At 70.8% G+C, this 25085-nt stretch carries 23 protein-coding genes; 14 read left to right on the top strand and 9 right to left on the bottom strand.

The genetic code is table 11. The annotated features are described in order from the left end of the window. Window positions 1–1398: CpaF family protein (locus tag LZ198_RS25280; RefSeq protein ID WP_253974602.1), on the bottom strand; the 1398-nt coding region annotated here is incomplete at its 3' end. A gap of 148 nt (window positions 1399–1546) precedes the next feature. Here LZ198_RS25280 and ung point away from each other — a divergent pair. The 5 genes from ung to LZ198_RS25255 all read left to right on the top strand — a co-directional run bounded on the left by ung (window position 1547) and on the right by LZ198_RS25255 (window position 5849). After that, complete coding sequence (ung, locus tag LZ198_RS25275) at window positions 1547–2224, top strand: uracil-DNA glycosylase (protein WP_253974601.1); 678 nt, start codon at window positions 1547–1549, stop codon at window positions 2222–2224. Window positions 2225–2297: 73 nt separating this feature from the next. Next, window positions 2298–3101, top strand: coding sequence for an acyl-CoA thioesterase (locus LZ198_RS25270; protein WP_253974600.1), 804 nt, complete (start codon window positions 2298–2300; stop codon window positions 3099–3101). A gap of 37 nt (window positions 3102–3138) precedes the next feature. Then, window positions 3139–3633 (top strand): DUF3592 domain-containing protein, encoded by a 495-nt coding sequence (locus tag LZ198_RS25265; RefSeq protein ID WP_253974599.1) that lies wholly within the window; start codon window positions 3139–3141, stop codon window positions 3631–3633. A 90-nt stretch (window positions 3634–3723) separates the two neighbouring features. Further along, window positions 3724–4668, top strand: a complete 945-nt coding sequence (locus tag LZ198_RS25260) for a hypothetical protein (RefSeq protein WP_253974598.1) — start codon at window positions 3724–3726, stop codon at window positions 4666–4668. After that, a complete protein-coding gene (locus tag LZ198_RS25255; RefSeq protein ID WP_253974597.1) occupies window positions 4668–5849 on the top strand; it encodes a tetratricopeptide repeat protein in 1182 nt (393 codons plus the stop codon). Before LZ198_RS25260 ends, LZ198_RS25255 begins: the two co-directional genes overlap by 1 nt. An 84-nt stretch (window positions 5850–5933) precedes the next feature. Here the strand turns inward: LZ198_RS25255 and LZ198_RS25250 are convergent, their stop codons facing one another. Together LZ198_RS25250 and LZ198_RS25245 are read right to left on the bottom strand one after the other, a co-directional pair. Further along, window positions 5934–6302 (bottom strand): response regulator, encoded by a 369-nt coding sequence (locus tag LZ198_RS25250; RefSeq protein ID WP_253974596.1) that lies wholly within the window; start codon window positions 6300–6302, stop codon window positions 5934–5936. A gap of 76 nt (window positions 6303–6378) precedes the next feature. Beyond that, entirely contained in the window at window positions 6379–7737 is a 1359-nt protein-coding gene (locus tag LZ198_RS25245; protein ID WP_253974595.1) for a M24 family metallopeptidase, read from the bottom strand. A gap of 169 nt (window positions 7738–7906) precedes the next feature. Between LZ198_RS25245 and LZ198_RS25240 the strand changes: the two genes are divergently transcribed. Then, entirely contained in the window at window positions 7907–8638 is a 732-nt protein-coding gene (locus LZ198_RS25240) for a tetratricopeptide repeat protein (protein ID WP_253974594.1), read from the top strand. A 232-nt stretch (window positions 8639–8870) separates the two neighbouring features. Beyond that, window positions 8871–11666, top strand: a complete 2796-nt coding sequence (gene gyrA, locus LZ198_RS25235; protein ID WP_253974593.1) for a DNA gyrase subunit A — start codon at window positions 8871–8873, stop codon at window positions 11664–11666. A gap of 472 nt (window positions 11667–12138) precedes the next feature. On the opposite strand, the gene LZ198_RS25230 is transcribed toward gyrA, so the two are convergent. Both LZ198_RS25230 and LZ198_RS25225 read right to left on the bottom strand, forming a co-directional pair. Continuing rightward, window positions 12139–12969: a PfkB family carbohydrate kinase gene (locus LZ198_RS25230; protein ID WP_253974592.1), complete on the bottom strand. Its 831-nt coding sequence runs from the start codon at window positions 12967–12969 to the stop codon at window positions 12139–12141. Between the two features lie 10 nt (window positions 12970–12979). After that, complete coding sequence (locus tag LZ198_RS25225) at window positions 12980–13486, bottom strand: nuclear transport factor 2 family protein (RefSeq protein ID WP_253974591.1); 507 nt, start codon at window positions 13484–13486, stop codon at window positions 12980–12982. 275 nt (window positions 13487–13761) lie between these two features. On the opposite strand from LZ198_RS25225, the gene LZ198_RS25220 reads away from it, so the two are divergent. The 6 genes from LZ198_RS25220 to LZ198_RS25195 all read left to right on the top strand — a co-directional run bounded on the left by LZ198_RS25220 (window position 13762) and on the right by LZ198_RS25195 (window position 19456). Further along, on the top strand, window positions 13762–14745 hold the full coding sequence (locus LZ198_RS25220; RefSeq protein ID WP_253974590.1) for an iron ABC transporter substrate-binding protein: 984 nt from the start codon (window positions 13762–13764) through the stop codon (window positions 14743–14745). A 40-nt stretch (window positions 14746–14785) separates the two neighbouring features. Continuing rightward, on the top strand, window positions 14786–16321 hold the full coding sequence (locus tag LZ198_RS25215; protein ID WP_253974589.1) for an ABC transporter permease: 1536 nt from the start codon (window positions 14786–14788) through the stop codon (window positions 16319–16321). Between the two features lie 101 nt (window positions 16322–16422). Then, window positions 16423–17046 (top strand): hypothetical protein, encoded by a 624-nt coding sequence (locus tag LZ198_RS25210; protein ID WP_253974588.1) that lies wholly within the window; start codon window positions 16423–16425, stop codon window positions 17044–17046. A 58-nt stretch (window positions 17047–17104) separates the two neighbouring features. Next, complete coding sequence (locus tag LZ198_RS25205) at window positions 17105–18160, top strand: ABC transporter ATP-binding protein (RefSeq protein ID WP_253974609.1); 1056 nt, start codon at window positions 17105–17107, stop codon at window positions 18158–18160. An 89-nt stretch (window positions 18161–18249) separates the two neighbouring features. Continuing rightward, entirely contained in the window at window positions 18250–18555 is a 306-nt protein-coding gene (locus tag LZ198_RS25200; protein ID WP_253974587.1) for a YkvA family protein, read from the top strand. A 67-nt stretch (window positions 18556–18622) separates the two neighbouring features. Next, on the top strand, window positions 18623–19456 hold the full coding sequence (locus LZ198_RS25195) for an SDR family oxidoreductase (RefSeq protein WP_253974586.1): 834 nt from the start codon (window positions 18623–18625) through the stop codon (window positions 19454–19456). Window positions 19457–19563: 107 nt separating this feature from the next. Here LZ198_RS25195 and LZ198_RS25190 read toward each other — a convergent pair whose 3' ends face one another. The 3 genes from LZ198_RS25190 to LZ198_RS25180 all read right to left on the bottom strand — a co-directional run bounded on the left by LZ198_RS25190 (window position 19564) and on the right by LZ198_RS25180 (window position 23903). Next, complete coding sequence (locus LZ198_RS25190) at window positions 19564–20682, bottom strand: hypothetical protein (protein ID WP_253974585.1); 1119 nt, start codon at window positions 20680–20682, stop codon at window positions 19564–19566. A 78-nt stretch (window positions 20683–20760) separates the two neighbouring features. Next, window positions 20761–23409, bottom strand: coding sequence for a VIT domain-containing protein (locus LZ198_RS25185; protein WP_253974584.1), 2649 nt, complete (start codon window positions 23407–23409; stop codon window positions 20761–20763). Further along, window positions 23406–23903: a MerR family transcriptional regulator gene (locus tag LZ198_RS25180; RefSeq protein ID WP_253974608.1), complete on the bottom strand. Its 498-nt coding sequence runs from the start codon at window positions 23901–23903 to the stop codon at window positions 23406–23408. Before LZ198_RS25180 ends, LZ198_RS25185 begins: the two co-directional genes overlap by 4 nt. A 188-nt stretch (window positions 23904–24091) precedes the next feature. Here LZ198_RS25180 and LZ198_RS25175 point away from each other — a divergent pair, with 188 nt between their 5' ends. Continuing rightward, entirely contained in the window at window positions 24092–24577 is a 486-nt protein-coding gene (locus LZ198_RS25175) for a DUF2721 domain-containing protein (protein WP_253974583.1), read from the top strand. Between the two features lie 7 nt (window positions 24578–24584). On the opposite strand, the gene LZ198_RS25170 is transcribed toward LZ198_RS25175, so the two are convergent. Further along, on the bottom strand, window positions 24585–25007 hold the full coding sequence (locus tag LZ198_RS25170; protein ID WP_253974582.1) for a hypothetical protein: 423 nt from the start codon (window positions 25005–25007) through the stop codon (window positions 24585–24587). Window positions 25008–25085 lie beyond the last annotated feature (78 nt).

Genomic DNA, 25085 nt, shown 5'->3' with positions numbered 1-25085 from the left:
GGGCGCGGGCGTGGCCGGCTTGGCGACGGGGGGCGGCGTCGGCGCCGCGGGCTTCGCGGCCGGGGTGGGCAGGTTGGCGGGCACCTGCACCTGCACGGGCGGGGCGGCGGGCGCGGGGGGCGGGGCGGCGGGCTTGCCGGCCTTGGCGTCGCGGGCGTCCTGCTTCAGCTTCTGCTCGAACGCGGACCACTCCTCCTTGAAGTGGGAGGGGTCCGGCCGTCCCTCCTCGCGGTGCTTGAGCGAGGGGGCCCAGCGCACGGTGTACGACTCGCCGGCGTGGAAGGTGGGCGGGGGCGGCAGGCCGTACGTGGCCGGGTCGAAGAAGGACTCCTCCAGGTCGTGGAAGCCGTACGCCTTCGCCTTGCTGACGAAGTTGGGGATGATGCCGGTGGGCGCGTGGTACCCGAGGATGTGGTCGTCCTCGTCCTTGGTGACGGGCGTGAAGACGAAGATGTCCTGGGTGCGGTAGTCGCCCTTCTCGTTGAGCGGCAGCACCTCCGACAGGGCAATCGTCTTGCGGCTGCCGTCGTGCAGGCGCTCGCAGCAGATGATGAAGTTGATGGCGCTGGCCACCTGGGCGCGGATGGCGACCATGGGCAGCTCGATGCCGGACATGAGGCACAGGGACTCGATGCGGCGCAGCGTGTCCGTGGGCGTGTTGGCGTGGGTCGTCGCCAGCGAGCCGCCGTGACCGGTGTTCATCGCCTGCATCAGGTGGAAGGCCTCGCCGCCGCGCACCTCGCCCACCACGATGCGGTCGGGGCGCAGACGCAGCGCGGAGTGCAGCAGGTCTCCCATGTCCACGCCGCCCTTGCCGAACTTGTCCGGCGGACGGCTCTCGAAGGGGACCACGTGGGTCTGGTTGAGCTGGAGCTCCGCCGAGTCCTCGATGGTGAGGATGCGCTCCTCGTCCGGGATGAGCGACGAGACGATGTTGAGCAGCGTCGTCTTGCCGGAGCCCGTGCCGCCCGCCACCAGCATGTTCAGCTTGGTGGCGATGCCCGCCTCGATGAGCCGCGCCATCTGCGGCGTCAGCGAGTTGAACTTCAACAAGGAGTTGATGGTCAGCTTCTCCTTGAAGAACTTGCGGATGGAGATGGTGGTGCCCTTGCGCGCGATGGGCGGAATCACCACGTGGATACGGCTTCCATCCGGGAGGCGCGCGTCGAGGCGCGGGCGCTCCTCGGTGAGCATGCGGCCCACGAACTGGGCCATGTTGCGCGCGGCGCCGATGAGGCCTTCCTCCGTGAAGGCGGCCTCCGTCCGCGTGAGGCGTCCCTTGCGTTCGATCCAGACGTCCGTCGGACCGTTGATCATGATCTCCGACACCGCCTCGTCGTCCAGGTAGGGGAGGACGGGCTTGAGGAACGCGCGGAGCGACTCGGTGTACATCGTCATGGCGCCCCCCAGGCTAGCGCGGCTCGGGCCTTCCCCCCAAGAACCGGCCCTCTCGCCCGCTCGCCGCCCCGGGCGAAAGAGGTGGGCCCGGTGGGAGGGGGGTGTTTCAATGCCGCCCTCGTCCCGATTCCGAAAAGGGGAGGCCCGGATGTTGAAGGACTTGCTGCCCGACGACTGGAAGCACGCGCTGGGCGCGGCGCTGGCGTCACCGTCGTTCCAGGCGCTGGAGGCCTTCGTCGAGGCGGAGCGCCGCTCCGGCACCATCTTCCCCTCGGAGGAGGACCTGTTCTCCGCCTTCCGCCTCACCCCCTACGCCCAGGTGCGGGTGCTGCTCCTGGGCCAGGACCCGTACCACGGGCCCGGACAGGCGCACGGCCTGGCCTTCTCCGTGAAGCCCGGTGTCCCGGCGCCGCCCTCGCTGGTGAACATCTTCAAGGAGCTGGAGGCGGACGTGCAGGTGCCGCGGCCCAAGAACGGCTCGCTGATTCCCTGGGCGGAGCAGGGGGTGCTCCTGCTCAACGCGGTGCTCACCGTGCGCCAGGCCCAGGCCAACAGCCACGCGGGCCACGGCTGGGAGGACTTCACGGACGCCGTCATCCGCGCCGTGAGCGCGAAGCCGGAGCCGGTGGTGTTCCTCCTGTGGGGCAAGTACGCGCAGAAGAAGAAGAAGCTCATCGATGCGAAGCGCCACGTCGTCATCGAGGGCGCCCACCCCTCGCCCCTGTCCGCGCACAACGGGTTCTTCGGGAGTCGTCCTTTCAGTGCGGTGAACCAGGCCCTGGAGTCGAAGGGCCGGCCGCAGGTGGACTGGCACCTGTCGAAGTGACGCCCGCCCGCTCGGGCCCGGCGTGTCGCGGACATCGCGGGCCCGGGGAGGAGTGGTTACGCTGCGGCGCACCATGACCGCCGCCTTCCTCGCCGCCTCGACGCCGGAGCCCGTGGGCCCCGGCCGCTACCTCACCCGCTTCTCCTCGGAGTGGAACCAGGGCAAGGGGGCCTACGGCGGCGTGGTGGGTGGCACGGCGCTGCGCGCGCTGGAGCACACGCTGGGAGACCCGACGCGGCCCGTGCGCTCCTTCACGATGCACTTCTGCGCGCCGGCGGTGGAGGGCGAGGCCCGCGTGCTCACGCGCATCGAGCGCTCCGGCCGCACCGTCACCCACGCCACCGTGCGCGTGGAGAACGACTCGGACGTGCTGGCCCTGGGCAGCGCCACCTTCGGCGTGTCCCGCCCGGGCATCATCGACTACCTGGAGATGGAGCGCCCCGTCGTCCCGCCCCCGCGGGACGTGCCCAGGCTCCCGGACGACGTGCCCATGCCGGACTTCTGCCGGTTCTTCGAGTACCACTTCTGCCTGGGCGGGGCGCCGTACTCGGGGGGCCCCGTGGCGGAGACGGGCGGCTGGCTGCGCCCGCGCGACCCCACGCCCCTGGACGCCCCGCTGTGCGTGGGGCTGATGGACGCGTTCCCGCCGTCCGTGCTGTCCCGGGTGGACGGCTTCCGGCCCAGCGCCACGGTGGACTTCACCGTGCACTTCTTCCAGACGCTGCCCCGGCCCGGCCAGCGCGACGACGCCCACTACCTGCGCACCGGCCGCTCGCGGCAGGCCGCGGACGGCTTCGCCGAGGACTACCAGCAGCTGTGGACGCAGGACGGCGTGCTGCTCGCGCAGTGCCGGCAGCTCTTCGCCGTGCTCGGCTGAAGCCGCCCGCGCGCCGCGTCTGCTAGTGTCCCGGGGCGTGCGAGTGCTCTGGGTCGTCATCTCCGTCATCTGCGCGCTGCTCGCGGCGGTGGGCGTGGTGTTCCTCGTCGCGGGCGTGAAGGACCTCCTGCGGGCCCTGCGCTCGCGCCGCTGGCCCACCGTGCCCGGCACCGTCCTGTCCGCCGAGGAGGTCGAGCACCCACTCCCCGTGCCCGGCCAGCAGGAGCCCCGCGTCCACTACGAGGCCCACGTCCGCTACGAGTACACCGTGGGCCGGGTGCTGGTGGGCACCTCCTCGCTGCGCCTCTCCCAGGAGGTCCGCACCAATCCGGCCAGCGTCCAGGCCACCCTGCGCCGCTATCCGCCGGGACAGGAGGTCCGGGTCGCCTACAACCCCAAGGACCCCACGGACGCCGTCCTGGAGCCGGGGCCGCAGGCGCTCAGCTTCGTCCGGGGCGTGGTGGGCCTGGGATTGCTGGGGGTTGCGGCGGTGGTGCCCCTCATCGCCCGGTGGTTCATGGCGCGGCTGTAGGAAAATCTGCGTTCACGACGCAACTGATCCACGGCCCCCGCGACAATCCCGTCACAGCAATTCCGCGCCGACCCTGTTTCGAGGCCTCCCATGAGCGACCGTTCCTCCATCCGTCGTGGCCAGACCGCCCTGCCCCGCGCCACGCAGACCGCGCAGAACACGCCCGTGGTCAAGAACACCACCTCCGAGAAGGTGGTGAAGGACACGAACAGCGGCGTGCAGACGTCCTTCAAGGACGGCCGCCTCCAGAGCCACTTCGAGCGTGAGAAGAGCACCACGCAGAACTGGAACACGAGCTACAGCACGGAGTCCGAGCACGGCTCCTCCGGCAAGGTCTCCGGCGCGATGGCGGGCCTGCTGGGCCAGCTCCCCAAGGTCGGCGTCAACGGCGAGTTCACCAAGGGCGCCGCGGTCGCCAAGTACGAGGGTGGCTTCGGCGACGCGAACAGCGTGGCCCAGGGCCACGGCAAGGTCAGCCTGCTCGAGGCGGAGCTGAAGGGCAGCGGCGAGGTCGGCATCGAGGGCGGCAAGCTGTTCGCGCGGGGCGACCTGGACGCGAAGGCCACCCTGGTGGACGCCGAGGGCACCCTGCGCGCGGGCGTCGGCCCGGTCCAGGCGGAGCTGCAGGGCAAGGCGTGGGTGGGCGCCAAGGCCGGTCTGCACGGCGAAGTGACGGTGGACCCCATCAACGGCAAGTACGCGGCCCGCGTCGGTGGTGACGCCTTCATCGGCGCCCGCGCCGGTGTGACGGGCAACGTGAAGCTGGGCGACTTCGGCGGCGTCACGGGCCGCGCGGAGGCCTGGGCCGGTGTGGGTGTCTCGGCGCGCGCCGAGGCGAGCTGGGACAACGGCCGCTTCAAGGCCCGCGTGGACTTCGGCGCCGCGCTCGGCGTGGGCTTCAAGCTGGGCTTCGACGTCGACATCAACTTCAAGAAGATCGGCGAGGCGGTGACCAGCGTCATCGAGAAGCCCATCGAAGCGGCCAAGAATGTGCTGAAGTCCGTCGGCAACTTCTTCAAGGGGCTGTTCGGCTGATGGCGGAGACCGCCAGGTACGACGCACTGCTTGCCGCCGGGGAGCTGGACCAGGCACGCCGGGAGGCCGAGGCCGCGCTGAAGCGCAACGCCTCGGACCGGGCCGCCAAGGTCGTGCTCGCCCGGCTGGCGGCGTTCGATGGCAACGAAGCGCAGGCCGAGTCCTGGCTGGCCGGGATGGGACAGGAGGCGCCCGACGTGCAGCTGGTGCGCGCGGCCCTGCTGACCCGCCGGGGCGACGCGGGCGGGGCGCTGGCGCTCTACCGCAAGGTGACCCAGGCGCTGCCGGACCGCGCCGAGGGCTGGTTCGGTCAGGGCTACCTGCTGGCGGACGCGGGCGACAACGCGGGCGCGCAGGCGGCGCTGGAGCGCGCGGTGGCGCTCTCGCCGAAGACGGGCATCCACCACTTCCACCTGGGGCGGGTCCTCTTCGCGCAGGAGCGGCTGAAGGAGGGCTTCGAGCACCTCCAGGAGTCGCTGCGCCTCAACCCGCGCCACGGCCCCAGCTACCTGGTCCTGGCGGTCGCCCTCCAGGCCGGCGGCGAGCTGGACGCGGCGGAGGAGCTGCTCGTCACGGGCCTGAACGCGCTGCCGGACGACCCGTACCTGCTCAACGGGCTGTGCAACGTGCGGCTGGCGCGCGGCAACCTGAGCGGCGCGGTGCAGGTGGCGGAGGCGCTGGCGCGCGTGGAGCCGGACAGCCCGGCGGCGCAGGCGAACCTGGCGCGGCTGCGCATGGCGCAGGGGCGGCTGAAGGACGCGCTCGAAATCTGCCGCAAGCTCGCCTCGCGCGGGCAGGCGACGGCGCAGAGCCGCATGGTGGAGGCCATGTCGCTGGAGGCGCTGGAGCCGGTGGACATCCCGGCCGCGCTCGCCGCGTGGCGCGAGGCGGTGAAGCTCGCCCCCGACGACTGGGCCCCCGCCAACAACCTGGGCAACCTGCTGATGCGCATCCCGGAGGACGAGCTCCCCGGCGCGGGCACGCAGGCCGCCGAGGTGCTGGAGGAGGCCCACCGCCGCGCGCCGGAGCGCCCCGAGCCGGTGCTCAACCTCGCGCTGGTGCGCGCGCGGCTGGGTGACAAGGACGCGGCGCGCTCGCACGCGAAGGCGCTCCTGGCCTTCCCGCAGCTCGACCCGGAGTGGCGCGAACAGGCCGAGCGCCTGCTCAAGGCGCTGGGCTGAGACACCGGGCCACGCGCACGTCGCCAGGACGTGCGCGGGCTCGAGCCGTGTCGCGGTGTTTCACCCGAGACGTCTCGCGTGACTTCACGCGGCCACGTTCGCCAGCTGTTTCATCAGCAGGCGGATCAACTCCACCGGATGGATGGGTTTGGGCAGCAGCTCCGCGCCGTAGCGGATGGCGACGGAGAGCAGGTCGTCCAACTGCTCGTGTCCGGTGAGGAAGATGAACGGCGCGTGGCACTCCTTCAGCTCGCGCATGGCCACGAGCACGTCCGCGCCATTCATCCCCGGCATGTTGAAGTCACAGAGGATGGCGGAGATGTCCGCCAGCTCCGTCTGGAACGCGGCCTCCGGTGACTGCACCGCCATGACCCGGTAGCCCGCGCTCTGGAGGATGTCTGTCACCAGCGACAGGACGAAGAGGTCATCGTCAATCACCAGGACGGTCTGCATCGCGCGCTCTCCGGGAAAGCTCGGCGTATCCTATGAGCCGAGCCAGCCCGGTGGGTAGCGCGCGCGACGCGTGTTGTCATCGCGCGGGTGCGACGGGTCGTGATTGCCCCGGGGCCGGGGAGGGGATGAGCACGAGTTCTTCCTGCGGTGGAATCAGGTATTCCGCGCCAGTCTCGGTGACCACGGCCATCTCCTCGACGGAGAGGACGCGCAGGACGTCCGGCGCGCCGTCGTGCCAGACGAAGTAGCCGTCGAACGCGAAGACCTGCCCCGCGCGCAGGGGGCGTGTCGCCGCGCCCTGCTTCGGCTTCTCCTTGAGTCCGCCGGAGAGGGCGGGGCCCACGTCATGGGCCCAGTAGCCCACGGGGTGGCCGGTGCCGAACATCGTCATGGGCACCGAGCCGGCCTGCTCGTTCCACCCGCGCTGGGCCTTGTCCACGTCCCAGCCGCTGACGCCGGGCTTCATCGCCGCGAGCACCACGCGGCTGCCCTGCTTGCTCTTCTCCCACTTCTCCAGCGCCTCCTTCGGCGGCTGCGTCTGGCCCGGCGCCAGCACGTAGGCGAAGCGCTGGATGTCCGTGACCCACATGTTGCCCACGCGGATGCCGAAGTCCGTTTGGATGAAGTCCCCTGGCTGGATGACGCGCTCGGTGGCGTGCGAGTGGCCGCGCAGCGGGCCGCTGTTGACGTTGGGGTTCTGGTCCGGCGCCCACGCGTCGCCCACGCCCAGCTCCGCCATGCGCTTCCTGAGGAAGCGCGCCACGTCCACGTCGCGCGTCTGGCCCGGCACCACCGTGGCGTACGCCTCCAGCTCCAGCTGCGCGGTGAGCGCCGCGGCCTTGCGCAGGATGTCCACCTCCTCCGGCAGCTTCACGGACAGCCACTCGGACACCACGTCCTCGGAGGACACCAGCTTCTTGCGCAGCGCCGGCGACAGCGCCTTCTCCAGCGCGGCGCGCTGCGAGGAGGACAGCCCGTCCGCCACCGTCACGGCGGTGGACGCGTTGATGGCGATGCGCGCGGGCTTCGCCGCCGCCAGCCGCGCGGCCACCTGCGCGTAGAGGTCCATGCCCCGCTCCAGGGGCACCACCTCGTCCACCGGCGCCACCTCCCGCAGCGCGGTGGCCTCGCTGGCCGGGGACAGCGCGAACGAGCGCACCGTGTCGCCCTGCCGCAGGAAGAGGAAGGCCGCCGCGCCGCCCGCGTTCTCCCCGCCGACGTGGATGGCCAGCGGGTCGTTGTCGTTCTCCCGGCAGAACACCACCCAGGCGTCCACGTTGGCGCGCGTCATGGCCTGGGGCAGCAGCTTCTGGATGCGCTCCTTCCGGATGCGGGGCCAGCGCGGCTCGGTGGCGAGGTCGTCGCCTCCGGCGGCGTGGACGAGGGGCGCGGCGAGGAGCAGGGCGGAGAGGAGGGCGGGCCGTGCGCGCTTCATGGGGGACGAGCGTCCTTTCTGGGGGAGGCCCGCATCATGGCCGAGGTCCTCCGCCCGGGGGACGGGCCCCGTGTGAAGTCCCGTCGCGCGCGCATGGAGAAGCTCCCGGACAATCCCGGGAAGTCCTCGGACGCAAGCGTCTGCGCCGTGGCTCGTTTATGGTGGAGACATGGCCAAGAGCACGTCTCGCAAGTCCGCAGCGAAGGTGAAGAAGCCCGCCGCCCGGAAGCGGCCGTCCGCGCCCCGCCCCGCGTCGAAGAAGGCGAGGCCCGCTGCGCCGCCCGTGGTCCTGGAGGCCGAGCCCGTCTTCGACGAGGCGCCCGACGTGGGGGCGCCCAAGGCGCTGCCCGCGGGTGACGGCCCTGGTCGCGTGCTGCCCTTCGAAATCGACCCGAGGCAGTTGGAAGAGGGGCTGCGCAAGCTCCAGGGCGAGGTCAAGCACTGGGCCAACAAGGGCCGCTACACGCGCGTGCGCTTCAAGTTCCGGGGCAAGCAGCTGCTGCCGGACCTGCCGCTGGCCGCCGTCGTCGCGGCGGAGGGGCTGACCTTCTACTGGGGCGGCATCCTCCGCGCGCTCATCGCCAACGTGGTGGGCCGCAGCGTCTTCCAGGTGGAGCTGGTGAACGACGCGGAGAAGCGCGTCCACGACGGCAAGGAGGCCCTCCTGTCGGGCGACGTGGACCAGGCCCTGGCCCTGTTCCGCCAGGCCGTGGACATGGACCGCGACCTCGCCTCGGCGCACCTCAACGTGGGCGTGGCGCTCAAGCTCAAGGGCGACCGCGAGGGGGCGCTGGAGGCCTTCGAGAAGGCCCGCCAGAAGGACCCGGAGGGGCCCGTGGGACAGGAGGCCGACCGGCTGGCGACCCCCCTGCGACCGGGCGGCGCCACACGCTCCGCGTGAGCCCTTCCGGGGCGCGTTCTTCCGCACCGTTTCCGGGGCTGAAAAATGGCGCTCCGAGCGTTCAATACGGGGCGGTTTTCCGCCCCGGAGCAGCCCTTTCCGGAGCCCTCCGACCTTCAAGGCGTCGCCCCCTCGTTTCCCCTGTTGACGTAGGGAAATCCGGGGGTTACGAACGCTCCCTCACTGGACGGCGGCCCTTCGCGGGGCCCCTCCGCGACCACTTCCAGAGCTCATGGCTGACGACACCACCGACAAGCCGGCACCGCCCTCCCCGCCGCCGCCTCCAGACGGCGCGGGAGAGCTGATTCCCGTGAACATCGAAGACGAGATGCGCCGCTCGTATCTCGACTATTCGATGTCCGTCATCATCGGGCGCGCGCTGCCCGACGTCCGCGACGGCCTCAAGCCCGTGCATCGCCGCGTGTTGTTCGCGATGAACGACCTGGCGAACTACCACAACCGCCCCTACAAGAAGTCGGCGCGCGTGGTGGGTGACGTCATCGGTAAGTACCACCCGCACGGCGACTCGTCCGTGTACGACGCCATGGTGCGCCTGGCGCAGCCGTGGAGCCTGCGCTACCTGCTGGTGGACGGTCAGGGCAACTTCGGTTCGGTGGACGGCGACATGCCCGCCGCCATGCGCTACACGGAAGCGCGCATGGACCGCCTGGCCGAGGAGCTGCTGGCGGACATCGACAAGGAGACCGTCGACTTCGGTCCCAACTACGACGACTCCCTCGAGGAGCCGCTCGTGTTGCCGGCGCGCTTCCCCAACCTCCTGGTCAACGGCAGCAGCGGCATCGCGGTGGGCATGACCACCAACATCCCGCCGCACAACATGACGGAGGTCATCAACGGCACGCTGCACCTCATCGACAATCCGTCCTCGACGGTGCGCGACCTGATGGAGTTCATCACCGGTCCGGACTTCCCCACCGGCGCCTTCATCACGGGCCGCGAGGGCATCCTCCGCGCCTACGAGACGGGCCGCGGGCAGATGACGGTGCGCGCCCGGTCGGAGATCGAGACGTCGAAGAAGGGGGACCGCGAGTCCATCATCTTCACGGAGATTCCGTACCAGGTGAACAAGGCGCGGCTCATCGAGAAGATCGCCGAGCTGGTCCGCGAGAAGAAGCTGGAGGGCATCAGCGACATCCGTGACGAGTCCGACCGTCAGGGCATGCGCGTCGTCATCGAGCTGAAGCGCGACGCGATTTCGCAGGTGGTGCTCAACAACCTGTATGCGTCCACGCAGTTGGAGACGACCTTCGGCGCGGTGATGCTGGCCATCGACGGTGGGCAGCCGCGCACGCTGAACCTGAAGGAGCTGCTGGACCGCTTCATCTCTCACCGTCGCGACGTGGTGACCCGGCGCAGCCGCTACGAGCTGCGCAAGGCGATGGCGCGCATGCACATCGTCGAGGGCCTGCTCGTCGCGCAGGACCTCATCGACCTGGTCGTCTCCCTCATCCGCGCGTCGAAGGACCCGGACGAGGCGCGCTGGGGCCTGATGAACATCCTGTCGCCCGCGCTCTACGAGCACGAGCGCTTCGCGAAGCTGGAGCGCATCGACTACGCGAAGGCGAAGGCGCAGATGGAGCTGCTCGTCTCGCGCGCGCGCAACGAGGAGCCGGCGTACCAGGGGCTGGCGCACAAGTACGAGGGCTCCGGCTTCAGCCAGGAGCAGGCGCAGAACATCCTCGAGATGCGCCTGCAGCGCCTCACCGGCCTGCAGCGCGAGGAGCTGTTCCGCGAGCTGGTGGGCCTGGTGCGCGACGTGGCGCGCCTCCAGGACATCCTCGCCAGCGAGCGCAGCCTGCTCAACGTCATCAAGACGGAGCTGGTGGAGATTCGCGAGCGCTACGGCGACAAGCGCCGGACGGAAATCATCGGCGCGGTGGACGAAATCACCAGCGAGGACCTCATCGCCGAGGAGACGATGGTGGTCACGCTGTCGCACACCGGCTACGTGAAGCGTTCGCCGCTGTCGGAGTACCGGGCGCAGAAGCGCGGTGGGCGTGGCAAGACGGGCGCGGCGACGAAGGAAGACGACTTCGTCAGCAAGCTCTTCGTGGCCAGCACCCACGCGTACCTGATGCCCATCACCACCAAGGGCAAGCTGTACTCGCTCAAGGTGCACCAGATTCCGCAGGCCAGCCGCACGTCGCGCGGCAAGGCCATGGTGAACCTGGTGCAGTTCGGTGAGGGTGAGCGGCTGGCGCAGGTGTTGGTGACGCGGGACTTCCCGGAGGACCGCTACGTCTTCTTCGTGACGAAGAAGGGCGTGGTGAAGCGCACGGACCTGAGCGCGTTCGCCAACGTCCGCTCCAGCGGCATCATCGCGCTGGGCATCGAGGAGGGCGACGAGCTGGTGGCGGTGATGATCACGGACGGCTCGAAGGACATGCTGCTGTCCACGGCGTCCGGCATGAGCATCCGCTTCCCGGAGACGGAGGTCCGCTCCATGGGCCGTCAGGCCTTCGGCGTGAAGGGAATCACGCTGGAGGAGGGCGACGAGGTGGTGGGCGCGGACGTGGTGGAGAAGGACACCGCGGTCCTCACCGTGACGGAGAACGGCTACGGCAAGCGGACGGAGGAGGCCGAGTACCGGCAGCAGGGCCGTGGCGGCAAGGGCATCATCGACATCAAGACCACCGAGCGGAACGGCAAGGTGGTGGGTCTGGTGCAGGTGAAGGAGACGGACGAGGTGATGCTCGTCACCAACGGCGGGATGCTCATCCGCATGAAGGTGAAGGAGATCTCCGTCATCGGCCGCAACACGCAGGGCGTGCGGCTGATTGCCCTGGAGAACAACCAGGAGAAGGTGATGGCCCTCTCCAAGCTGCCGGAGGGCGAGGAGTCGGAGGAGTCCGAGACGACGCCTCCCGCCGAGGGCGGCGAGGTCGAGGCCAGCGCCGAGGCTCCGGCCGCGACCGAGCCCGAGGCCAGCGCCGAGGCCCCGGCCACCGACAGTGGCGACGAGGGTGGTGGCGACGAGGGCGGTGGCTCCGAGGAGCCGCAGGCCTGAGCTGATGGACTGACGTGAAGTCCCGGCCCCTCTTCCCCGCGTGGGAGGAGGGGCTTCTTCCTGCCGTCAGGGTCGCAGGGGCCGCGCGGAGGTCACCCGCGCCCGGGGCGGTGGTGAGCTGAGGTGGCGTCCGGAGGGTGGAGGCACCTTCGGATTGACTCCTTCGCGCGGGACGTAGGCGCCGAAACCTCGGGCCCGGAGTGGGCGCGCGTGGATGCGTCAGCACAGCACGGGAGGGAGCCGCGTCAGCCAGAAGTCTGAATGGCGGTGGCACCCTCGGATGGATTCTGTCGTCCCCACGTAGGCGCCGGAACCACGGGGCCTGGAGTGGGCGCGCGTGGATGCGTCAGCACAGCACGGGAGGGAGCCGCGTCAGCCGGAGTGTCCGGATGGCGGTGGCCTCCTCGGATGGATTCTGTCGTCCCCGCGTAGGTGCCCGGAGCCGCGGGCCTGGAGGTCGGCCTGCGCGGCGTCAGCGCAGCTCAGGAGGGAGTCGCGTCAGGTCGAGCCGGGGCACACCCACCTGCGTCACCGCCTGCGCGCCAAACCAGTTGGCCAGCTCGGCGCAGCGCGCGAGCGACCAGCCACGTAGCAGGCCGAGGGCGAAGCCCGCGAGATGGCAGTCTCCCGCGCCTGTCGGGTCCACCTCCTCGACGCGGACGGAGGGCACTTCGAGCGTCGCGTCGGCGGTGAGCACCGAGCAGCCCCGCTCGCCCCGGGTGATGACGAGACACGTGCGTGCCCGTACCGCGTCGAGGTCCAGCGCGCGCGCCTCCTCCTCGCTGGCCTTGAGCACGTGCAGATGTCCAAGCAGGTCCGCGAAGGGCGTCCGCGCGAGCGGGACGTTCTGCACGCGTCCCTCCGCGTCCAGCGCGCGCAGCAGGCTCTGCGTGTCCGCGATGACGTGATGCGCCCGGCGTGACAGCGCGACGAGCGTCTCCGGCAACACCTCACCCATGACGCCACAGGCGATGGCCACGCGCGCGTCGCACGAGATGTCTTCGGAACGGATGGGCTCGGCGCGAGCGTCCACGCGCAGCACCCGCGTGCCCTCGTGGAAGTCCGCTCGGAAGCACGTGGTGCGTGTACCCGGGACGATGCGTGGCGGGTGGCGGACGCGGTCGGCGTAGGCGAAGTCCTCGCCGGCCACGGCCACCACCGTGTGACTCACGCCCACGGCCTCGAACACGTTGGAGATGTACGCCGCGGACCCGCCGAGCGTGTGCACCTCGCCCGTCTCCTGGACCAGCACGTCGTGGCAGTAGTTGCCGACCACCAGCGCGTCCAGCGTGGTTCCAGGCATCGGGGCCGGCCTACTTCCGGACGAAGGTCGCCGGCACGGGCGTGCCCGCCGCCTTCTCGTCCATCCAGGAGATGTGCAGCACCCACCAGCGCTGGCCGTCGAAGACGAGCTGGATGTTGTTGACGCCCCGGGCGAACGGGCTGGCGTCCGGCTTGTCTCGCGACTCGTACGCGCTCAGCACGTTGAGCAGGTCTCCGTAGCCCGCGACCTGGTGGTGTGTCTCCTTCTCGTAGAAGCCATGCTTCTGGAAATACGCCTCACCCCAGGCCACGTAATCCTCGGGGGTGATGGAGAAGATGCCGGGAGGGCCGCCTGGCTTCGCGCGGTGGATGGGCACCATCCTCGCGCCCGGATAGAACAGGGAGCGGAAGCGAGGCCAATCCCGCGCCTTTCCGGCGGGGCCGCTGATGACGTCGTAGAGCGCCGTCAGCAGGGCCTCCGGTGTGCGCACGTCCTCGGGCTTCGCCGCCGGGGTGGCCTGGAGCGCCGCCTGCGTGAGCTCCATCGCGAGCTTCATGGGGTCGCTCGTCCCCGGGGCGACAGCGGGGCGCGGCGTCGCTGGAGTCGCGGCCGCGCCCTTCGTCGCGGGCGTGGCGGGTGTCGGCGCTTGCGCGAGCGCTGCGGACGTCGAGAACACGAGAACGGAGAGAAGGAGTCGATGCACGTCGATGACCTCCGATGCGTCGGGGAGTTGCCGCAATCCACGGTATGCCACGGGCCCTGCCGGACCGCATGACGCGCGGGACCGCAATGGGTGGAACCGTGCGATGGCGTCCACTAGGGTGCCCGCCCATGAAGCGACTGCTCGCGCTGATCCTGACCCTGACCTTGTCCTCGCCCGCGCTCGCGGCGGAGACCCTGACTGTCTACTCCGGCCGCAACGAGAAGCTCGTCGGCCCCCTGCTCAAGAAGTTCACCGAGAAGACCGGCATCGAGGTGAAGGTGCGCTACGGCGAGACGCCGCAGTTGGCCGCCACGCTGCTCGAGGAGGGCGACAAGACGCCCGCGGACGTGTTCTTCGCCCAGGATGCGGGCGCGCTCGGCGCGCTCTCCAGCGCGGGCCACCTCCAGGCGCTGCCGAAGGAGACGCTGGACAAGGTGGACGCGCGCTTCCGTTCGCCCACCGGGCAGTGGGTGGGCACCAGCGGCCGCGCGCGCGTGGTGGCGTACAGCACGAAGAAGCTGAAGCCGGAGGCGCTGCCCAAGAGCATCCGCGGCTTCACGGATGCGAAGTGGAAGGGCCGCCTGGGCTGGGCGCCCACCAACGCCTCCTTCCAGGCGTTCGTCACCGCGCTGCGCCTGCTCGAGGGCGAGGAGGCCGCGAAGCAGTGGCTGGCGGGCGTGAAGGCCAACGAGCCGCGCGTGTACAAGAACAACGCCGCCGTCATCGAGGCGCTGGGCCGCGGGGAAATCGACGCGGGCTTCGTCAATCACTACTACCTGTACGCCGCGAAGAAGACCCAGCCGGACCTGACGGTGGCCAACCACTTCGTCGCCGCGGGTGACCCGGGCGCGCTGGTGAACGTGGCGGGCGTGGCCATCCTGAAGAACACGAAGAAGGTGGAGGCGGCGCGCAAGTTCGCCGCGTACCTGCTGGAGACGGACGCGCAGACGTACTTCTCCCAGGAGACGCATGAGTACCCGCTGGTGTCGGGCGTGAAGACGGCCCCCGCGCTGCTGGAGCTGACGAAGGTGGGCTCGCCGGACCTCGACCTGTCGAAGCTCGACGACCTGCGCGGCACGGTGACGCTGCTCCAGGACACCGGCGTCCTCTGAGAGGTCGGACGTGACACGGCGGGCTCCGGTTGGATTGTGGGTGGCGGGCGTGGCGGTGGCCGCGCTCGCGGTGTTGCCCGCCGTGTACCTGGGCGTGCGCGCGGCCGAGGCCGATGCGCACGCCTGGGCCCTGCTCCTGAGGGACAGGACGTGGGGCCTGTTGTGGCGCACGCTCGGGCTCGCGGTGTCGGTGACGGGCTGTGCCGCTGTCGTGGCCCTGCCGCTCGCGTGGCTCACCACGCGCACCGACCTGCCGGGCCGGCGCGTGTGGACGGTGCTCCTGTGCGTCCCGCTCGCGGTGCCCACGTTCGTCGGCGGCTACGTGCTGCTGGCGACGTTCGGCGCGGGCGGCGTGCTGGAGGAGCCCCTGTCCCGCTGGGGCCTGCCGGTGCCGCCCGTGTATGGCTTTCCCGGCGCGCTGCTGGCGCTGACGGTGTCGACGTATCCCTACCTCTTCCTCGCGCTGCGCTCCGGGCTGTTGTCGCAGGACCCGGCGTGGTTGGAGGGCGCGCGCAGCCTGGGCCTGGGTCCCACGCGAGCCTTCTGGAAGGTGACGGCGCCGTTGCTGCGCCCCGCCTTCGTCTCCGGCGCGCTGCTGGTGGGGCTGTATGTGTTGTCGGACTTCGGCGCGGTGGCGCTGCTCCAGTACGACGCCTTCTCGCGGGCCATCTACGTCCAGTACGAGGGCGCGTATGACCGGACCTACGCCGCGTTGCTCGGGCTGGCCCTCGTGCTGGTGACGGCGGCGGTGCTGTTCGTGGAGACGCGGCTGCGCGGCAAGGCCGGTTATCACCGCAGCGCGAAGGGCGCCGCGCGGGTGTCCTCTCCGGTGTCCCTGGGGCGTTGGCGCGTGCCGGCGCTGCTCCTGTGCGGCGCGGTGGTGTTGGCGGGCGTGGTGCTGCCGGTGGGCGTGCTCGTCTACTGGGGCGTGCGGGGCCTGGCGGGGGAGGGGGACGCGGTGCTGGAGCCGGCGGTCGGCTCCGTGCTCGCGTCGGTGCTGGGCGCGGTGGCGTCCGTGCTGTGCGCGCTGCCGCTGGCGTTCCTCTCGGTGCGCTACCCGGGGCGCCTCTCGCTCGTGCTCGAGCGGGCGTCCTACGCGGGCTATGCGCTGCCCCCCATCGTCCTCGCGTTGTCGCTCGTGTTCCTGGGCGTGCAGGCGCTGCCGTTCCTCTACGGCACCCTGGCCATGCTGGTGCTGGCCTACGTCGTCCGCTTCCTGCCGCAGGCGGTGGGGACGGTGCGCTCGACGCTGCTCCAGCTCAACCCGCACCTGTCGGAAGCCGCCGCGTCGCTGGGGCAGTCTCCGTCGGCGGTGTTCCGGCGGGTCACCGCGCCGCTGCTGCGCCCCGGCTTGCTCGCGGGCGCGGCGCTCGTCTTCCTCACCGCGATGAAGGAGTTGCCGGCCACGCTGCTGCTCGCGCCCATCGGCTTCCGCACGTTGGCCACGCAGGTGTGGAGCGCCACCGCCGAGGGCCGCTTCGCCGAGGCCGCGCTGCCCGCCCTGGTGCTGATGGCTGTCTCCGCGCTGGGCGTGGGCCTGTTGGTGTCCCAGGAGAACGAGACGCCGCGAGGTTGAGACATCCCTGGGATGTCTTGTCTCGATGAGTCCGCTCCTGGGATGTGAGACGGATTCGTCTGTCTTGTGTCGTCGCGACGAGGGCGAGTCCAAACCCAGACATGTCCCTGCCGGAGTCCGTGCTTCCACCGCTCGCCGCCGATGCTGTCTCCTCCACCGCCCAGGCCCTGGACGAGTTCCCCGTGGGGCCTCCCTACTCTCCGGGCCACCTGAAGCAGGTGTTGAGCGAGAAGTCGCCCCGGACGTTCGACGACCTCATCCAGGTGCTGGGGAACTCGGGCAGCTCCTCGTTGGCGTTCGTGGCCTCGCTCGTGGTGGTGGGTGACCTGCCGGTCGACGGGGTGCTGACGAACGACGCGGAGACGAAGCTGGTGGTGCTGGGGCAGGTGCGCTGCCGCGCGATGGACACCTCGGGCTGGGTGACCATCCTCGGAGGGCTGGCGGTGGAGCATGCGCTCCATGGCCGGTACAACGACGACTCGGTGGAGGTGATGGGGCCCCTCACCGCGGGTCTCATCGTCTCCAACGACCACCTCATCTACGGCAAGCCGAAGACGGCGGAGCGCAAGCCGTCCCAGGGAGCGGCCTGGGGACCGGAGGTCTTCGACGCGCGGTGGGCGGCCCACGCGACGGAGCTCGCCAGCCTCCTCGTGGACGGCATCGTCGACGCGGAGGGCACGGTGGACGTGGCGAAGCTGATGGCCGCCCGGCCGCCCTGGAAGTGACGGAAGCGGAGGGCTTCGCGTCGGGCGGGAACGCGATAGGGTGCGCGGCGCCTTCGCCATGCCCCTGCTCTCGCTCGACGCACTGTCCCTTCGTTACGCCGCTGGTGGTACTCCCGCCGTGGATGGCCTGTCGCTGTCGGTCGAGGCCGGCGAGGTGGTGGCGCTGCTGGGCCCGTCCGGCTGCGGCAAGACGACGACGCTGCGGCTCCTGGCCGGCTTCGAGCGCCCCGACGCGGGCACCATCACCCTCGATGGCCGCGTGCTGGTGGGGCCGGGCACCTTCGTCCCGCCGGAGCAGCGCAGCGTGGGCATGGTGTTCCAGGACTACGCCCTCTTCCCGCACCTGTCCGTCCTGGACAACGTGACGTTCGGCCTGTCGCACCTGCCGCGCCGCGACGCGGAGGCGAAGGCGCGCTCCATGCTGACGCTGTTCGGCCTGGGCGAGTTCGGCGCGCGGATGCCTCACGCGCTGTCGGGCGGCCAGCAGCAGCGCGTGGCGTTGGCGCGCGCGCTGGCGCCGGGGCCACGCGTGCTGTTGCTCGACGAGCCCTTCTCCAGCCTGGACAGCGCGCTGCGCACGTCCACGCTTGGGGAGGTGCGGCGCGTGCTCAAGTCGCTCGGCGCGACGGTGCTGCTCGTGACGCACGACCAGTCGGAGGCCATGGCCTTCGCGGACCGGCTGGCGGTGATGCGCGTGGGGAAGGTGGACCAGGTGGGGTCGCCGGAGGCCGTCTACTCCACGCCGCGCACCGCCTTCGTCGCGTACTTCCTGGGTGGCACCAACCTGCTGCCCGGCGTGGGGTTCGGCGGGGGCGCGCGCACGATGCTGGGCAACCTGCCGGTGGCGGGTCAGGCCCGGGGGAAGGTGCTGCTGTCGCTGCGGCCGGAGGCCCTGCGGCTGGTGCCGGACACGGACGCGGTGGCCGTGGGCGGGGCCCTGCGCGCGGAGGTGCTCACGCGCGAGTTCCAGGGCCCCACGGCCGAGTTCACCGTGGCGTGTGGTGGCCTGGAGCTGGTGGTGCGTGGCGTGCCCGAGCTGCCGTTGCGGCCGGGTGACAGGGCTCGGTTGGAGGTCGTCGGCCGTGCGGGCGTGCTGGAGGACAGTCCGGATTGAGCCCGGCTGTCCTCCGAGCGTGCGGACGGCATACGCTCGGGGTGTCGCCCGGGTGCAATCACCCGGGGTCCTCGTGCGTAGAGGTGGGTATGAACATCGCAGGTCTTCGTGGCATGGGCACCCGCTTCTTCCGGTACGTGAGGGACCCTCGCGTGTCGCTCTGGCGCAAGCTGGCCGGGGTGATGGCGGTGGTCTACTTCCTGTCGCCCGTGGACGCGGTACCGGACTTCATCCCCGTGTTGGGCTGGCTGGATGACCTGGGCGTGTTGTCCGCGGCGGCGATCTTCATGGTGCGCGAGGTGCAACGCTACCGGCCCGAGCAGCCGTGGGACGGCGTCCCGCGCGACGACGAGGGGCGCGAGCGGATGCCGCCCCCCGTTCGCGAGCAGGTGTAGTCCGCGGGGCCCCGACGCGCGGGTTCTCGTGGTGTGAGTGCGGCGGACGCGGAATCATGGGGCGCGCATGAGCACGTCCCAGGAAAGAAGCGTCGTCCTCGTCACGGGAGCCTCCTCGGGGATTGGTGAGGCCTGCGCCGAACTGCTGTCGGCGCGCGGCCACACCGTCTACGGCACCAGCCGTCAGGCGAGGGCCGGTCAGCCCGCGCGCTACGCGATGCTGGAGCTGGACGTCACGCAAGAGGACTCCGTGCGGCGCGCCGTGGCGACGGTGCTGGAGCGCGAGGGCCGCGTCGACGGGGTGGTGAACAACGCCGGCCATGCCTTGGCGGGAGCCCTCGAGGACACGTCCGTCGAGGAGGCCTGGAAGCAGCTCGACACCAACGTGCTGGGCGTGCTGCGCGTCTGCAGGGCCGTGCTGCCGGGCATGCGGGAGCGGCGCTCCGGGCGCATCATCAACATCGGCTCGCTGGGCGGCGTCGTGGGGCTGCCCTTCCAGGGCTTCTACAGCGCGAGCAAGTTCGCGCTGGAGGGACTGACGGAGAGCCTGCGCCAGGAGCTGGAGCCCTTCGGCATCCAGGCCGCGCTGGTGCAGCCCGGTGACGTGCGCACCCGGCTGACGGACAACCGCGTCCGCGCGGCGGGCTCTGGCGAGGGCTCCGCGTACCATGCGGCCTTCGAGACGGTGCTGGGCATCATCGAGAAGGAGGAGCGCGAAGGCGTGCCGCCCGAGGACGTGGCGCGCTGTGTGCTGTCATTGATGGAGGCTCCCTCCATGCCCGTGCGCGTCTCGGTGGGGAAGCTCGCGCAGCGCGCGGCGGTGGTGGCGAAGACGGTGCTGCCCGCGAAGACCTTCGAAGGGGTCCTGATGTCCATGTATGGATTGAAGAAGCGGGGGTGACGTCGGGGCCGGCGCGGGGTCAGTCGTCCTTGTCCTTGCGTCGGTCCTCGATGTGGACGAAGTCGATGAGGAAGGTGGCGGCGACCACCAGGAAGGAGGGAGCGGGATTAGAACCGACCGAACATCGCGAACCCCGCGCCGTCGCGGCCCATGAGCGAGGGCGTGAACGCGACCTCCGGCGCGCCTGGCGCGTCGAAGTCCCGCGTCAGGTGGACCGCCAACCCGAGCCCGACCACCACGCCCACGCTGGCGCTGATGAGCACCCCGTCCCCATCGCCCTGGCCGCCCCCGATGAGCAGCCCGAACGCCGCGCCCGTGAGGCCTCCCAGGAAGCCACCGCCGTCGATGATGAGCATGCGTCCACGAGAGGCCTCCACCATGCGCGACAGGATGGCGAGGCTCAGCAGGCCCGCGGAGGTGGCGCCCAGCTCGGCGGCGAAGAACGTCGAGTTGTCCACGGTTCCCGTCTCGAGGATGAGCGCCGTGAGCACGGCGGCCCACAGGCCTCCCGAGTTCGCCATGGCCACCTGGCCCGCGGACGGAGACACGCCGACCGCCAGCCCGATGCCGACCCCGGTGAAGGCCGCCGCGCTCGCCATCGTCATGGCCGTGGCCTCGTTGTCCAGAAGGTCCATGGCGTTGAAGAGGGAGACGCCCAGCCAGAAGCCCCACACCGTGCTGGAGTTGACCACCGCGGCCTGTCCCGGCGTCACGCCACCGGTCGAGAGGAGCAGCGCGCTGACGGCTCCCGCGGTGCCTCCGGCGAGCACCGCGCCCGCGACTCCCTGCGCGTTGCAGTCCGCGATGGAGCACAGCAGGGCGCCTTGGGTGATGCCGTGCAGGCTCTGGACGACGGTCAGCGCCGCGCGCGCGCCGCTGGAAGGCGCCTCTCGTGAGAGGCTCGCAGCGGCGGCGCCCGCGAGCTTCGCGCCGGGTTGGAGGCGCGCTTGCGCCAGTCGCGCCATCTCGGCGGCGAACGGGTGTTGGGGACAGACGTCCTGCACCTGCTCGAAGGCCCGGAGCGCGGCCTCGTCTTCACCTTCGATGAGCGCGTCGAAGCCTTGCGCGTAGCGGGTCTCCGTCCCGGGCGCGCAACTCTCGGGGGACGCGACCAGGGGTGGTGGTGTCCCAGGAGTCGGCGCGAGCGGCGGCTCCGAAGGAGTCACGGGCTGCGTGGCGAGCACGACGTGGGTGAACGAGACGAGGAGGAGGCTGGCAAATGTCATGACCTCCACCACTCTATGCGACCCCGGGCCCTCCTCGCGTGGGATGGACCGGGGTCGGCAGTCGCGCGACGCGGCTCGTCAACGCGTGGCGAGCGTATCCACGTGCTGGCGCAGCGCGACTTCATTGCCCAGCCGGCCGTTGAGCCCGGCCAGGGGCTTCGCGGCCTGCTCGATGCGCCCGCGGGTCCTGGGCCCCGCGGCCACCAGCCACGCGATGCCCAGGGCCAGCTCCGCGACGTCCGGCGTGGAGGACAACTGGCTGGCGAGGGTCAGCAGCGCCTCGACGGCCTTCTTCACCTGCGCGCCATGCAGGGCGTGGCTGCTGGTGATGCCCTCGCGCAGCAGCTCCAGCAGCGCCAGGGCGGTGGCGCGGGCCTGTCGCACCGGCTCGGGACCCTGGTCCTTGGGGGCATCCCACAGGCCGTTGGCGAGCTGACGCGCGAGCAGCGCCTCGACGGCGCCGGCGCCGTGGGAGAGCGTGTCCTGCGGGGCCACCTCCCGCTCCTCGGCGTAGAAGGCCCCGTCGGCGGCGGGGGACTCCATGTCGACGCTGTCGTCCGACATCATGTCGATGCTCGACATGTCGACGCGCGACTCGCTCCGGGCGTACTCCTTCTGGGCCTTGGAGCCGCCACCGCCGAACAGGCCACCCAGCAGGCCGCCCTTCTTCTTCGAGGCCGTGACGGGGGCCTGCGCCGCGGGAGCAGGAGGGCTGATGCGCTTCATCGGCGCCTGGGGCCGGGACACGGGGGCGGACATCGAGCCCGGAGGCGGGGGCGGCGGCGCGATCGATGCGGGCGCGGGGGCGGGCACCACCGGGAACGAACCCGTGGTGGCGTTGCGCGACCGGCGGAGCCCTCCACCGGAGCTGGCCCCCTGGCCGAGGTCCTTCGGCGAGGACTGCTCCTCTTCCGTCTGGAACATGGCCCAGCCGGCCGGCGCGTTGACGGGGACGACGCGCGTCTCGGGCTGCCCCGAGGCGCGGCGGTCACCGGTGCGCTCCTCGACGACGACGAACGAGGTGTGGCGGGTGACGATCTGGTGGGCGACGGCCAGCTCCACGATGCGCTTCTTCATGGACTCGGCGCGGCGGCCGGTGAGGTCCGCGGCCTCCCAGCCGCGGATGCGCTCGGCGGCCCACAACTTCTCCACGGCGGGCCGGTCCGACTCGGCGGGCAGCTCCAGCGGGATGGTGAGCGCGAAGTCCTCGTTGCCCGAGCGGCCGCGCAGCGTCACCTTGCCCATGCCCGGCGTGACGTAGCGGCCGAGCAGCGTCCAGGGCACGCCGTCCACCAGGTCCGGCAGCTCGCCGGGGGCGAGCTCCGTGCCCTCGACGTCCTTGAAGAAGGCCTGCAACTGGGTGACGCGGGGCGCGAGCGCGCGGGAGAACTGGGCCACGACCTTGTCGTCGATGCGCTCGCCCGGGTGGATGAACTCCACCGCGCCGCCGGTCTGCTTCGCCATGTCGCGCAGGAGCACGTCGCTGACGTTGGTGCCGATGCCGAACGAGTACACGCGCGCCGACTTGCGCTCGGCGAGCACGGCCTGGAGGATTTCGTCCTCGTTGCCCACCTGACCGTCGGTGAGCAGCACGATGACGCCGTTGGGGGCGGCGCGGACGGCGGCCTTCATGGGCCCGAGCAGCTCCGTGCCTCCGTCGGCGTCGAGCGCGGCCACCCACTTGTCCGCGGCCTCCAGCATGCCCTGGGTGTAGGGCACGGGGTTGGGCTTGAAGGTCTTGAAGTCGCTCTGGAAGGCGAGGACGTTGAAGCGGTCGCCCTCGCGCAGGTGGCGCAGGCACAGCCGCAGCGCGGCCTGGGCCTGGGGCAGGCTGTCACCGGCCATGGAGCCGGAGACGTCCACCATGAAGATGACCTCCTGCTTGGGCGGCGCGGAGGCCATGGCGAGCAGGTCGGGGATGACGGTGAGCGCGAAGGTGCCGGGCCCGGTGCCCTTCCTGTGGGTGACGAACGGGGTGAACACGGCGCTCGTGTCGGGGCTGCGCAGGTTGAGGACCAGGTCCCGGTCCAGGGCCACCTCGCCGCGCGAGAAGCCCACGCGCAAGCGGGTGCCGCTCTCGCGGGTGAGGGTGATGGCGTGGGACGGGCTCTCCACGACGACCTCGCGGCCCAGGTCGACGAGCAGGTCCATGCGCAGGCCGTAGCTCACGTCGCCGACGGGCGGAGAGATGCGGTCCGCGTCGGGCACCTGGGCGGTGGGGTCGGCGGCGCCGTGCGCGGTGCGGTCTCCGGAGGGGGTGCCGGGGATGTAGCGCGGGGCGACGAGCGTGGGGAGCATCCACCGCACGCTGCCCTCCTCGGCGGTGACGGACTGGAGGAACTCCACCTCGATGACGGTCTCCTCACCGGGCAGCAGGTTGCCCACCTGGGCGGTGAAGACGTTGCGGCGCTCCTGGTCCAGCAGCGCGGCGCCGTGGCCCGCGGTGAGCGCGTCGTCGTACGTCTGGAAGGCCTCCTCGCGCTCCTTGACGATGCCCTCGATGCGGCGGCCGGCGCACGTCATGGAGAAGGCGGACAGGGTCCCGTCGGAGGGCAGGGGGAAGGTGTAGACGGCCTCCACCGGCTTCTTCTCGTCGTTGCGGTAGCGCTGGCGCACGCGCACGCGCGCATGGCCTCCCAGCAGCTCTCCCGTGACCTCGACGCCCTGGAGCGGAACCTGCTTGCCCTCGCGCGTGAACAACCCCCCTTGCTCGTGCTCGTTGCTCATGGCTTCTCCTTTTCCTGGAACTCTTCGATGAGGGCTCGCACACGCTCGGCGAGCGCCCGGACCTTCGCATCCGCTGAATCCGACACATGCAGCTCCAGGCCGGGGATGAGCTCCCAGCGCTGGTAGCGCGCCATGACCGTGGGACGCGGGCCGACCGCTGGCGGTGCCATCGGCGGCGACTCTTCCGACGGGGGCGGCGCGACCGCCGGTGGCGTCGGGGTGACCTCCGACTCACCGAGCTTGCGCAGCTCCTCGAGCGACAGGCGCGTCAGCTCCACCTGGATGGCGTCCAGGGGGAGGAACCGCGCCTGCAGGACCCGGATGGCCTTGAGCCGGATGAGGTGCTCCTCGCCATACACGGTGTCCGGCCCCCGGAAGGGCGGCGCGGGCAACAGCCCCCGCTGGACGTAGTAGCGCACCGTGCGTGGCGAGACGCCCACCTCGGACGCCAACTCCGCCAGCTTCCACTCGCTCTGTGTCTTCCGCGTGCTCACGAACCAGACAGTAGGACTCGACACGGATGCTGTCAAGTAGTCAGTGTCTTCATGCCAATTCGACTGTCACGGTGCCCCTCCTGACGGAGGTGTCGGGATGTCATGACACCAGGGCTGTCATGAATGTGTGATGAGGTATGACAGTGGTGGTGTTGCGTTGGGTGGGGTGGGGGTGGAACAGAGGGGGGATGAATGGCGGCTCGGAAGGCCTGGACCTGTCGTCCATCCGGTTGATTGGGACGGCGGTGACGCCGGCGGTGATGGTGTCGGCGTGCGGCATCGTGGCGACGGGGTTGGACAACCAGATTGCGCGGATGACGACGCGGATGCGGGACATGTTGCGCGAGGCGCGTCAGTTGCCCGAGGGGAGTTCGCGGCGGGAGCTGTTGGGGCAGGAGGTGGCCATCCTGGACCGGCGGCACGCCATCCTCGCGAGGGCCATCGCGCTCGCGTACACGGCGCTGTTGTCCTTCGTGGTGACGTCGCTGCTGTATCTGGCGAAGCGGCAGCTCGACATCCCGGAGGCGCTGCCGGTGATGTCGTTCGCGTTGGGCGTGTTGTTGCTGGGGGCCGTGGCGCTGTTGGCGTTGGCCTCGCTGCGGCTGAGTCGACTGGCCATCCGGCTGGAGCGGGAAGAGCTCTTCCGCGACTCACGCTCCCCGCCGCTGGGGTGACGCGGGACTACGGCATGGAGGGGTGTCTGGCGAGAATCCGTCCTTCGGGGGTGACGGCGTAGAGTTCGAACCAGTCGAACTCCAGACTGGCGCCAGGGGGCCAGCCACAGCGGTCCGGGCGGCGGTCGACACGCACGAAGTACACGCCGTCCTCCAGCCCGACGACGACGTCCAGGGATTTGGCGGAGGACTCACATTGTGTCGAGCGCTCCTTTGGAAAGCGAGACAACACCTGTTGGAGCGCCGCATGCGCCGCCAGCACCGCGGGGCCGTCGAGCGTCGCGAGTGGCCGGAGGTCCTTGGGCCACCGAATCGAGTCCGTGGCGGACGCGGACGTTCCTGCATCGGAAGGTGGGGCGGGCTTGGGAGCGGGTGTGCCTCCATCGGCCATGAGCGATGTGAGCAGGAGGAGGTGGAGGGGTTTCAGCATGGCGTCACTCCCGAGGACCTTCCGTCCAGTCGTCCATGTCGGGTTCGCAGCGAGGCGGAGGAAGCGCGTTCGAGAGGT

It is taken from the genome of Myxococcus dinghuensis (assembly GCF_024198235.1).
Taxonomy (GTDB): domain Bacteria; phylum Myxococcota; class Myxococcia; order Myxococcales; family Myxococcaceae; genus Myxococcus; species Myxococcus dinghuensis.
This window is presented reverse-complemented; position numbering and strand designations above follow the sequence as displayed.